The sequence below is a fragment of the Streptomyces sp. NPDC006265 genome (assembly GCF_040613555.1).
In the GTDB taxonomy this organism is placed as follows: Bacteria; Actinomycetota; Actinomycetes; order Streptomycetales; family Streptomycetaceae; genus Streptomyces.
This window is the reverse complement of sequence record NZ_JBEXSH010000200.1, coordinates 1-11,485: the sequence shown is the minus strand read 5'-3', so window position 1 is coordinate 11,485 and position 11,485 is coordinate 1. Positions and strand designations below refer to the sequence as shown.

Sequence of the window (11,485 nt, the reverse complement as noted above, 5' to 3'; positions counted from 1 at the left end):
ACCGGGACGTCGGCCCGGGGCGTCCCCTCGGTGCCGAGGGCGACCTGGTCGCTCGCGTGGGACCAGGTGCCGTCGGCGCCCCGCACCTGCACCTTGAGGGACTCCGCGAAGCTGACGTTGGTGCCGTCGCGGTGGAAGTGGGTCACGACCCGGGTCAGATCGCGTGCCTCCGGCAGCGTGAAGGTGATGGTGTCGGACGGGTTCTTCGTGCCGGACTTCCAGTTCGACCAGGCCTTCTCGGACGTGGTGCCGTTGCGCAGGCCCTCGACGGAGTAGCCGCTCTCGGTCGAGGTCGCGCCGACCGCGACGCCCTCGTCGCGTGCCGAGTTGGTCTCCTTCGGCGCGGTGACCTGGACGCGTACGGTCGCCGCGGCCGCTGCTCCGCCGGGTACCCGGGCCGTGCCGCGCAGGATCACCACGCCGGTGTCGTCGAACGCGCCCTCGGGTGCGGGGCCCCAGGTGACCGGGAGGTCGGCCGTCCCGCCGTGCCGTCCCACGCCGGTGACCGTGGCGGGCAGGTCCGGCCGTCCGCCGGTGTAGGTCTTGGCGCGGGCCGGCAGGGTCGAGGCGATGGTGTCCACGGTGACGACCGCCTCGGCCGGGACGGTCCGGCCGAGGGCGTCGGTGGCCCGTCCCTTCACGCGAACCGTTCCGGGTGTACGCCAGCGTGACTCGGAAGGCAGCGTCCACTCGACCGGGAGCGCGCCCCGGGGTCCGTCGCGGAAGACGGGCGTCACGGTGCCGGGCAGTTCGGGAGCGCGCCCGGGGACGGTGAACGCCGCCGCGGGTCGGGTACGCAGGACCGTCTCGTCGGTCACGCCCCAGCGCTGGTTCGCGTTGGAGGTCGGGAAGTGGGCCGACACGCGGGCGCCGTCCGTGGTCGACTGGTTGACGACGTCGAGGAGGCGGCCCGTCGCGGTGTTGACGAAGGTCCAGGTGCCGTCGCCGGTGGTGGACATGATCCACTGTGCGGCCGGTGTGTCCCCGTCTTCGAGTACGGCCTCGTTGTCGCGTACAGCCAGGCGCCTGCCGTCGGCGGCGTTGACGAGGGCGTAGCGCTCGCGGTTGCCCTTGCCGCGGGTCAGCTGCTTCACGTTCCACAGCTGGGATGCGGCGGCCGGGTCGGGCGTACGGACGACGACGCCGTTGCCGTCGGCGGACCGTGCCAGGGACTTGCCGCTCTGGGCGCCCTGGAGGCGGTAGGCGTGGCCGGGCTGAACGAGCGCGGCGTCCTTCGCGGTGCCGGAGACGCCGTCGACGAGGAGAGTGGTGACCGACTTCGCCGGGACGGTCACGGTGGCCGAGTCGTCCTTGACCCTGATGGGCGTTCCGCGGACGAGTGCGCCGTCGGCGCTGGTCACAATGGGGGTCACGGTGGCACCGGGGGCAACCCGGCGGAACTTCGAGAGGTCCAGGGTCACCGCGCGCGGGGTCGTGCCGTTGTTGACGTGCACCACCGTCGCACCGCGGCCGGACTTGCGCAGGGCGGCGACGCTGGAGGGGTCGTCGGCCTTGACGAAGTGGTCGCCGGGGCGGATGTGGTGGGTGAAGTTGCGCAGGGTGTCGAACTTGGTGTTGGCCTTGACCGGGCAGGTCTTCAGGGTGTCCTTGGCCGTGCAGTTGAACGGGATGTGGATGCTGCCCCAGTTCTTGCCGGCCTGCGCCTGGGGGATGGAGTCCTCGATCGGCTGCCACAACACCCAGGCGGACGGCTCCAGTTCACGCATGTCCTCGACGACCCGGGTGGCGATGCCGAGCCCCGGTTCCATGCCGGTGAAGTCGGTGCCGGTCCCCCAGGTGCCCTCGACCTCGCTCATCCAGAACGGCTTGTCCGCGGCCTTCGCGCTGTCGCGGGCGCTGGTGCGCATGCCGGTGCCGTAGGTGTGCACGTTGAGCTGGTCGACGGCGGCCCGGGCGGATGCGTCGTAGGCGTTCCAGTTGCGGACGAAGGTGCTGGGGTTGGTCTCGTCCATCGCGGAGATCGTGGCGCCGGTCCGTGCCTTCTTCAGTGCGCGGTGCAGGGCCAGGACGACCTTCTGCTGGAGTTCGGGGCCGGCGTGCGCGCCCTCCTGGCGGCCGCCGGTGGGCTGTCCGTCGGGGCCGATCTGGGTGCCCCAGTAGTTGGTGTTGGGCTCGTTGAGCGGGGCGATGGTGTCGAAGGTGATGCGGTGCTTCTTCTCCAGCTGGTCGGTGACCTTGACCAGGTAGGTGGCGAAGTCGTCGACGCGGTCCGCCCGTATCTGGTCCGTGTTGGCGTCGAAGCCGCCGGAGACGTAGCCGCTGACGGTCTGGAACCAGGGCGGCGAATTGCTGAACGCCTCCCAGCGGGTCACCTTGCTCTTGACGCGGTCCACCCACCAGCGCTGGCCGGCGTCGGCGGACCAGTCCCAGTGCCCGGGGTCGTCCGGGTTCCACCAGTCGGTGTCCTCCCTGGTGGTGCCCGCGGGCGCCTTCCAGAAGCCGTCCATCGTCGCGCCGGTCTTCATGTAGTCCTTGCGGACGTCGGGGGCGTTGCCGCCGCCGATGTTGTAGCGCGCGATGTTGAGGCGAAGCCCGTCCTCGCCGAACAGCATGTGGGCGAGCTTCTGCCGGATGGGTTCGGGGTAGCGGCCGGTGATGTTGGCGAACCAGACGAGGCTGGTCCCCCACCCTTCGAACTCCTGCTGCCGGTAGGACGGGTCGATCCGTACCGTCACCGCACTCGCGGGCGGGTCGGCGGCAGCGGCGGCGGGAGGCACGGTCACGAGACCCGCGCCGAGTGCCAGGGGGACGGTGATCGCCAGTGCCATCCGGGCGAGGCGATGTCTGCTGGACATGGATTCCCTTCGGGAGCGAACAGAACCGCGCAGAACCAATCGAGCTTCCCGAATGTTTTAGGACGGCAATCAACACGTCAAGGGGTGGGACGAGTTGGGAACCGGCCCTCTGCCTGCGGGCGCGCATCGCCGGCACGTTCCAGGGGCCGACGCGCTGAGACCCCACCGCGTGGAACGACGGTGGGGTCATCGGGACGGCCGCGATCCGGCGGAGGCTGGTGGGTGTCGCTGATTCCGCCGTACCAACGGGTCGCGGCCCTTGCGAGCGAGGCGGTACCCGTGCCGGCGGTGCAGCGGGCGCGCTGCCCGCTCGGCATGTCCATGTACTGGGCGGTCACCGTGAGGCCGGATGGTACTCACGGCACGCGGGGCCGATCTCCTGCGACCGGCCGACTGCCGTGTGGGCGGTGCCACGCCCCGCCACGGGGACGCGGCACCGCCACGTGACCTCAGTGCTTGAAGACGTCCTTGGTCTTCTCCTTGGCCTGCCGGGTGTCGCCCTTCGACTGCTCGGCCCGGCCCTCGGCCGTCAGACGCTCGTTGCCCACCGCACGTCCGATCGTCTCCTTGGCCTTGCCCTTGGCCTGCTCGGCCTTGGCCTTGCCCTTCTGGTCTCCAGCCACGGTTCGTTCACTCCAAGTCGTGTCCGACTACGGGGTCACCCCACGAGTGACCGTGAAAGGGCAGCTCAAACGTGCCGCGCGGTCACCCGGTCCGTGAGAACGATCATGATCAATGCGACGAGCCCGGAGGACGGGGCATGGCCATCAACCGGCCGGGGGTGCCCGGGGACCTTCCGCCGGCCGAGGCGCTGTGGGCATGCTGGGCGCTCATCGCCGTACTGGAGGCCGCTACGGAGGGCGAGCAGGGGCGACACCATCGCACGGGCACCCGGGTGGACGGCGAGGGGCTCCATCTGGACGACTCCGGCTGCACGTGGTGGGGCTTCACACCCCGGGGCGAGGGGCGGTACGTGCTCTTCGGCGAGGACGAGTCGAGCGGGGTCAAGTGGCACGAGCCGCCGGTCGACATGCTGGCCGGAGCCCCGGGCCGGCTCCCCTCGAGCAGCTGAAGGGCCTGTCGAGCGGGTACGAACTGGGCTGCGTCTACTGGTACGAGGACGGAGCGTGGGCCCGCGCCTCTCACCCCGGCACCCTGGACGACGACGGTCTCGACTGCGGTATGAGCCGCTTCACCGACCGCGCCGACGTGCTGTGCACGATCGCCGACGAGGATCACGGCGCGACCTCGGCGCAGGACGCGGAGTGCCTGCCGACCCATACGGAGAACCGGCGCCTGACACCGGAGCTGCTGATGTCCATGACCGCCGATCCCGGCTGACGGCAGCGGGACCGGCCGGCCATGACCAGGGCGCTGGAGCGCGCGGGACCGAACCGGCTGTGAGCCGCTGAGGTCAGTGGCAGCGCTCGTCGGCCGCCTGCGGGCCGGGCGTGGCGTCCAGGCGGCAGTAGCAGGACGCATGGATCGGTACGTCGGCCAGCGCGCTCGCGAGCTTGAGCTGGTGGGCCACGAGGGCCGCCTCGCCGGTCTTGCCCGTGCGGAGCAGACACTCGTGGAAGCCGTGCAGCGCCCAGACATTGCCGGGGTGCTGGAGCGGACGGGGCAGGGTGTCGTCGAGGCCGAGGTCGGCACGGTAGACGGCTTCCGCCTCCGCAACACGGCCCCGTTCCAGCAGCAGCGCGCCATAGGCGTGACGGGTGGGCTGCATCCAGCCCCAAGGCTCGTCGTAAGGCAGGTTGTCGTCCAGTTCGATGGAGCGTTCCAGGGCGGCGAAGGCGAGGTCGTGTCGGCCCCTGCGGTATTCGAGTTCGCCGTCCAGCATGGCGGAGGCGATGGCGAGGATGTCCTCGCAGGTGTTGTTGAACAGCATCCGCGTCCCGGGCACCCGGCCCACCGCCGCGCGGAACAGTTCGCGTTCGGCCTCCGCCCCGTCGACCTCGCCGGTCGCGGAGAGGGCGACGCCCCGGGCGTAGTGCCGCATGGCGACGGTCGTCGCATAGAGCTCCGGGTCGGTGGGGGCGGGCAGTTCGAGGATCTCGGCCCAGCGGCCGAAGCGGATCAGGACGTGGACGCGCATGGCCAGGAAGGCCTCCAGCCAGTCGGCCATCGGAGGGCTCTGGACGCGGAGCAGGTCGTCGGGGATGGCGGCTTCGAGCTGGGCGGCGGTGTCGAGGGCGACCTGCGACTGGCCGAGGAACATGGCGCCGTAGATCTTGAAGTGGTGGTTGTGCGCCCGGTAGAGGGTGTAGAAGTTCATCGCGCCGGACTGGCGGTGGTACTTCTCGTCGGCGGCGATCGCGTCACTGTTGGCCGAGACCACCTGGCGGTAGTCGCCGCACAGGACGTCGAGGTGGGAGGGCATGTGCAGCAGGTGCCCGGCGTCGGGCGCGAGGCGGCGCAGACGGTCGGCGACGGTGAGGGCCTGCTCCGGTGTCGGGGACATCTCCATCAGATGGAGGTACAGGTGCAGGATCCCTGGGTGGCGCACGCCGGCCTCGGTGGCGAGGGCACCTTCCAGCACGGCCCTGGCCTCCGTGGTTCGGGCGCCCTCGGCCGGCTGCCCGGTCTTGAGATCCCACAGCTGCCAGGGGGTGAGGTTCATCGCGGCGTCGGCGTGGAGGGTGGCGATGTCCGGGTCGTCGGGCGCCAGTTCGTAGACAACGCGCATCGCGTCGGCGTAGGGCTCGTTCCACACCGAGCAGTCCTCGACGGCCTGCGACTGCGGATAGCGGGCCCGCAGTGCGCCGATGAGGGCCTGCTCGACCGGGTTGGCGCGGGCGGCTTTCTCATGGGCCCGTTCCACCGCACCGTGCGTGCGTTCGACTGTTCGGACCAGTTCCTCGCCGTCGAAGAATTCCCAGGGCTTGTTGTAGTTCGGGCCGAGCGCGTAGGCGATGCCCCAATAGGCCATCGCGCACTCCGGATCGGCCTCGGCCGCCTTTGCGAAGCAGGCGACCGCCTCCTCGTGATGGAAGGCGTACGTCCACATCAGGCCGCGATCGAACCAGAGTTGAGCCTCGGGGGAGGACGTGGTGACGGGACGGCTGTGGGTACCGAGGTCGTAATAGTCGCCCATGGGTTTCTCCTGGGAAAGCGGCCGGAGCCGCGAGAGTAGCGGTTACGGACATTCCCTGGACTTCCGATCAATTCTCACATTTCCAGATTAGCGGTCCGCGCGGCGGACAAGGGCGCCGGTGCAGCTTCCCGCGCGCTGCTCTCGATCACCTCGGGCTACCCATGACCGCCACCGGGCATGGTTCAGGGCATGACTGACTTCCCGAGTTTTCCGCCCGGCTTCGTGTTCGGGGCCGCGACCGCCTCCTACCAGATCGAGGGTGCCGTGCAGGAGGACGGGCGTGGGCCGTCCATCTGGGACACCTACAGCCACACCCCCGGCCTGGTGGCGAACGGGGACACCGGTGATGTCGCCTGTGACCACTACCACCGGTATCCGCAGGACGTGGCGCTGCTGCGCGAGCTGGGCGTGGGCTCCTACCGGTTCTCGATCGCCTGGCCGCGGATCGTGCCGGACGGGTCCGGCCCGGTGAACGTCAAGGGGCTGGACTTCTACTCGCGGTTGGTCGACGAGCTCCTGGCGGCGGGGATCGAGCCCGCCGCCACGCTCTACCACTGGGACCTTCCGCAGGCCTTGGAGGACGGCGGCGGCTGGCGGGTGCGGGAGACCGCAGAGCGGTTCGGCGCGTACGCGGCCGTCGTCGCGGAGCGACTGGGCGACCGGGTGCCGCGCTGGATCACCCTCAACGAGCCGTGGTGCAGTGCCTTCCTCGGCTACTCCGTCGGCCGGCACGCCCCCGGCGCCCGCGAGGGCCACGGCGCGCTGGCCGCCGCCCACCACCTGCTGGTCGGGCACGGCCTGGCCCTACAGGCACTGAGGGCGGCCGGAGTCCGCGAGGCGGGCATCACCCTCAACCTCGACCACCACCTCCCCTCCACCCGCTCCCCCGCCGACGCAGCGGCCGTGACCCGGGCCGACACCCTGCACAACCTCGTGTGGACCGAGCCGATCCTCAGAGGCCGCTACCCGGCCGCCGAGGAGGACACCTGGGGCACGTTGATCACCGGTCAGAGCTTCCGCCGGGACGGCGACCTGGAACTGATCTCCCAGCCGCTCGACTTCCTCGGCATCAACTACTACCGGCCGATCGTCGTGGCCGACGCCCCGCACCGCGAGAGCGACCCGGCGCGGCGCCTCGCGACGGACAACCGGTACGAGGAGGTGCCCATGCCCGACGTGCGGCGCACCGCCATGGGCTGGGCCGTCGCGCCCCACACCTTCACCGACCTGCTCGTGGAGCTCAAGGAGCAGTACGGCGACGCCCTGCCGCCCGTCCACATCACCGAGAACGGCTCCGCGGAGGACGACGAGACGAGTCCCGACGGGGCCGTCCACGACCGTGACCGGGTCGCTTACCTGCGCGATCATCTCACTGCGCTGGGGGCCGCGATGGACGCCGGGGTGGACGTGCGCGGCTACTACGTGTGGTCGCTCCTGGACAACTTCGAGTGGGCCTTCGGCTACGACAAACGCTTCGGGATCGTCCGCGTCGACTACGCCACGCAGCAGCGGACACCCAAGGACAGCTACCACTGGTACCGATCCCTGATAGCCGCGCAGCGACGGTGACCGCGACGGCGGTGACGGCCCCGGTCAGATACTGGTCAGGAGCTGCGGGGCCAGGGTCTTGATCATGGTGTTGGTCCAGCGGAGCTGCCGGAGCGTCTGTGGGTGGCAGTCACCGGCCAGCGCCGGGAGCCGCTCGTCCCGGGTGGCCTGTGCCACCTGGGCGAGCATCTCCCAGTGGAGCGAGTTCCGTGCTGCCGCCAGGTGCAGGTCCCGTAGATCGTTCAGCAGGAGCAGTCCGGTCTCGGGACGCCGGCCGAGGGCTTGCGAGGCCTTCTCCCGGAGCGCGGCGAGCGCCCCGGGTGACGGGCGGTCGCGGGGGCCGGACAGGTCGAGGCCGTGGTCGCGCCCCACGTCGGCGAGACGGACGGCGTGTTCGCGGGACCAGCGGGCGACGTCCAGGGCGACGTGGTGGAACTCATGGTCGGCGCGGTGCCGTGCGGCGGCGGCCAACAGGTCCTGCTCCAGGTCGCGTTCGCCGTCGTGGAGGAGGCCCAGGGTGATGCCCGTTCCGGTCATGAGCTGCTCCCCTCCGTCTCGGTCCGTGCCGCGGTGTCGTCCGCGCGGCGGGTGACGAGGGTGACGCGGGCCGCGCCGGACTTGAACAGAGGCTGTTTGGACACCGGGTCCCAGTCGGTGACGGTGGTCTCGTTGGCGGCGCGGCCCGGGCCGCCGTCGGGCGGGCGGTGGCCCGCCGGGGTGTCCCAGTAGCCGTAGTGGAAGGGCAGGAACACCGTGCCGTCACGGATCGCGGTGGTGCGCAGCCGGGCCCTGATCGCCCCGCGCGGGGTCGTGACCTGCACCAGGTCGCCTTCGGCGAGCCCCTGGGCCGAGGCTTCGGCGGGCGAGATCTCCGCCCAGACTTCCGGCGCCGCGGCGTTCAGCTCGGGCGCGCGGGCGGTCTTGGTGCGGGTGTGGAAGTGGTACACCGTGCGCCCGGTGATCAGCTGGAGCGGGTAGTCGGCGGAGGTGGCCTCATGGGGCGGCAGGTACTCCGCGGCCTTGATGACCGCCCTGCCGTCCGGGTTGAGGGCCCGGTACTCGACGGGCTCCACGCCCGCCCCGGTGACCATGTCCCTGCCGTAGCTCTCTCAGGTGTCGGGGTGGGCGAAACCGATGCCGTCGGTGTAGAGGCGCGCGGTGCCGCCGGGGGTCTCGTCGGTGCAGGGCCACTGGATGCCACTGCCGCCACGCAGCCGGTCGTAGCTCAGGCCCGTGCAGTCGCAGGGGCACCCGGCGCTGCACCGCTGCCAGGCGGGGAACGCCGACTCGGGGTCGTGCCAGGTGATCAGCGGCCCTTCGTCCTGGTCGCGGAAGTCCATGCGGGCGGCGAAGTCGAGGAAGACGTCCAGGTCGGGGCGGGCCTCACCGGGCGGTTCCACGGCCTTCTCCGACAGGTGCACGGTGCGGTCGGCGTTGGTGAGCGTGCCGGTCTTCTCGCCCCAGGTCGCGGCGGGCAGCACCACGTCGGCGAGCTGCGCGGTCTCGGTGAGGAACAGGTCCTGGGCGATCACGAAGAGGCGCTCCCGGGCGAGGATCGACCGGATGCGGGACAGCTCGGGAAGGGACACGGCCGGGTTGGTGCCGGTGATCCACAGCATCCGGATCGAGCCCTGCTCGGCGTACCGGAAGATCTGTATCGCGTGGGTGGGCGGGGCGTAGTGCGGGATGGTCTGCGGTGTCACGTTCCACACGGCGGCCAGGTCGGCCACGTGCTCGTCGTTCTGCCAGTTGCGGAAGCCCGGCAGGTCTCCGTCCGCGCCGCACTCGCGGGTGTTCTCGGCGTTGGGCTGGCCGTTCATCTGGAGCGGACCGCAGCCGGGGCGGCCCAGCATGCCGCGGATCAGGTGCAGGTTGTTGACCTGGACGGCGGCCGCGGTGGCCTGGTGGGACTGGTAGACGCCCTGGAGGACGGTGGACAGCAGCCGCTGCGCGCCGCCGAGGATCTCGGCCGCGCGCTCGATCTGCGCGGCCGGCACGTCGCAGACCCCGGCCGCCCACCCGGGCGTGCACTCCTCGACCATGGCCGCGAGTTCCTCGGAGCCGACGGTGTGCGCGTCGACGTAGGACCGGTCGACGCCTCCGGTGCGGATGATCTCGTGCAGCAGCGCGTTCAGCAGCGCGACGTTCGTGCCCGCGCGGGGTGCCAGGTGCACGTCGGCCCGCCTGGCGACCTGGGTGTGGCGTGGGTCCACGCACACCAGGCGGGGCGGGTCGTCGCCCGCCAGGCGGTCCAGCAGGCGCATCCACAGCGCCGTCTGCGTCTCCGCCATGTTTTGTGCCCGAACAGGGCGACGGTGTCGGCGTGGTCGATGTCCTCGTAGGAGCCGGGCTGACCGTCGCAGCCGAAGGTCTCCTTCAGCGCCTCGGCGGCCGTCGCCGTGCAGAGCCGGGTGTTGCCGTCCAGGTGGTGGGTGCCGATGCCGGCGCGGGCGAGCACGGCCAGGGTGTAGTACTCCTCCACGAACAGCTGGCCGGTGGTGTGGAAGCCGATCGAGCCCGGCCCCTTGTCGTCCAGCAGGTGCCTGGTCCTGGACGTGATCCGGTCCATGGCCGTGTCCCAGTCGCACTCGACCAGTCGGCCGTCCTCGCGGACCAGCGGCCTGGTGAGCCGGTTTGGGGAGGCGTTGGCCTGCCAGCCGTAGAGGTCCTTGGGGCCGAGGCGCCCGCGGTTGACCCGGTCCGAGGCCCGGCCCCGCACGCCCACGATGCGGCCCTCGCGCACCGCGATGTCCATCGCGTCGGCGTTGGAGTGCAGCGGCGAGGCGGCCTGCACCCCCACCGCTCCACGTCCTGCTCGCCGAGCCCCGCCGCCAGGTGGGTGTCGGTCCGGGACGGCCAGGGCGCACCGGGCTCGTACGGCGTGCGTGAGCCCCAGACGTCCGCGATCCGGTCGGCCGAGGTGTCCACGGCCCCACCTCCCACAGAGGACGACACTGCCGTCTGCGGGTACCCATCCGGACGCCGGTGACTCAAAGCACCTGAACGGTCACAACTGGCACACAACCGGCAGGGTGCGGCAATCATCTTGTCGTTCGATCGTGGGCACCTTCGCCAGTGGGCTGGCACCGCCCAACTCCCGCTCCCTAGGATGTACTTCCTGTCCAGCCAGTCCGTTGGCGCGGCACCTTGCAGGGGGAACGATGCACTCCGAGAAGCAGCTGTCCACCGAGATCGACGCGACCGTGCCGACGGCAGCGCGCATGTACGACCACTACCTGGGCGGCAAGGACAACTACGCGGCCGACCGCGCCGCGTGCGAGGAACTCGACAAGGTCGTGCCCAGCACGCGCCGCCTGGCCCTGAACAACCGGCGCTTCCTTCAGCGGGTCGTGAAAACCCTCTCCGAGGAGTACGGCATCCGCCAGTACCTGGACCACGGATCCGGCCTGCCGACGCAGGACAACGTGCACCAGGTCGCCCAGCGCATCGACCCCACGACCCACGTGGTCTACGTCGACAACGACCCGATGGTTCTGGTCCACGGCCGTGCGCTGCTGGAGCAGGACGAGCGGACGACGGTCATCCACGCGGACCTGCGCGAGACCGACCAGATCTTCGGCCACGCCGACACCAAGCGGCTGATCGACTTCTCCGAGCCGGTCTGCGTGCTCTTCAACTCGGTCTTCCACTGCATCCCGGACAGCGACACGGACGGACCGCTGGCGGTGGCCCGCCGTGTGCGGGAACGGCTCGCGCCCGGCAGCTTCATGGTGATGTGCCAGCTGGTCAGCGAGGACCCGGAGGTCCGCGCTTTCGTCACGAACTTCATGGACCAGGCCACCCAGGGCAACTGGGGCCGCGTGCGCGAACCGAAGGACGTGCAGATGTACTTCGAGGGCCTGGAGATCCTGGACCCGGGGCTCGTGGAGGTGTCCACCTGGCGCCCGGACACCGAGGTGGCGCCCCGTCAGCTCACCCACGAATGGATCGAGTTCGGCGGCGTCGGCCGGATCCCGCTGAAGAAGTGACCACACCGATGCCTCGCGCGGGACGCTCGTCGTCC

General features: G+C 70.8%; 8 protein-coding genes and 1 pseudogene. 4 read left to right on the top strand and 5 right to left on the bottom strand.

Annotated elements, in window-relative coordinates:
- Together ABZ281_RS18190 and ABZ281_RS18185 are read right to left on the bottom strand one after the other, a co-directional pair.
- The coding region (locus ABZ281_RS18190; protein ID WP_356656624.1) for a glycoside hydrolase at nucleotides 1-2,816 on the bottom strand (2,816 nt) is incomplete at its 3' end.
- Nucleotides 2,817-3,265: 449 nt separating this feature from the next.
- Nucleotides 3,266-3,439: a CsbD family protein gene (locus ABZ281_RS18185; RefSeq protein ID WP_356656622.1), complete on the bottom strand. Its 174-nt coding sequence runs from the start codon at nucleotides 3,437-3,439 to the stop codon at nucleotides 3,266-3,268.
- A gap of 137 nt (nucleotides 3,440-3,576) precedes the next feature.
- Between ABZ281_RS18185 and ABZ281_RS18180 the strand changes: the two genes are divergently transcribed.
- Complete coding sequence (locus tag ABZ281_RS18180) at nucleotides 3,577-3,888, top strand: hypothetical protein (protein WP_356656620.1); 312 nt, start codon at nucleotides 3,577-3,579, stop codon at nucleotides 3,886-3,888.
- Nucleotides 3,825-4,157 (top strand): hypothetical protein, encoded by a 333-nt coding sequence (locus ABZ281_RS18175; RefSeq protein ID WP_356656618.1) that lies wholly within the window; start codon nucleotides 3,825-3,827, stop codon nucleotides 4,155-4,157. The genes ABZ281_RS18180 and ABZ281_RS18175 overlap by 64 nt, the downstream gene beginning before the upstream one ends.
- 73 nt (nucleotides 4,158-4,230) lie before the next feature.
- On the opposite strand, the gene ABZ281_RS18170 is transcribed toward ABZ281_RS18175, so the two are convergent.
- Nucleotides 4,231-5,913 (bottom strand): hypothetical protein, encoded by a 1,683-nt coding sequence (locus ABZ281_RS18170; RefSeq protein WP_356656616.1) that lies wholly within the window; start codon nucleotides 5,911-5,913, stop codon nucleotides 4,231-4,233.
- Between the two features lie 189 nt (nucleotides 5,914-6,102).
- On the opposite strand from ABZ281_RS18170, the gene ABZ281_RS18165 reads away from it, so the two are divergent.
- Nucleotides 6,103-7,482 carry a GH1 family beta-glucosidase gene (locus ABZ281_RS18165; RefSeq protein WP_356656614.1) on the top strand — a complete coding sequence of 460 codons (1,380 nt, stop codon included), beginning with the start codon at nucleotides 6,103-6,105 and terminating at the stop codon, nucleotides 7,480-7,482.
- 24 nt (nucleotides 7,483-7,506) lie between these two features.
- Here the strand turns inward: ABZ281_RS18165 and ABZ281_RS18160 are convergent, their stop codons facing one another.
- Complete coding sequence (locus ABZ281_RS18160) at nucleotides 7,507-7,998, bottom strand: hypothetical protein (protein WP_356656612.1); 492 nt, start codon at nucleotides 7,996-7,998, stop codon at nucleotides 7,507-7,509.
- Nucleotides 7,995-10,389: pseudogene (locus tag ABZ281_RS18155) on the bottom strand (nitrate reductase). The gene ABZ281_RS18160 and the pseudogene ABZ281_RS18155 overlap by 4 nt, the downstream one beginning before the upstream one ends.
- Before the next feature lie 233 nt (nucleotides 10,390-10,622).
- On the opposite strand from ABZ281_RS18155, the gene ABZ281_RS18150 reads away from it, so the two are divergent.
- Nucleotides 10,623-11,450, top strand: coding sequence for an SAM-dependent methyltransferase (locus ABZ281_RS18150; RefSeq protein ID WP_356656610.1), 828 nt, complete (start codon nucleotides 10,623-10,625; stop codon nucleotides 11,448-11,450).
- Nucleotides 11,451-11,485: the final 35 nt, after the last annotated feature.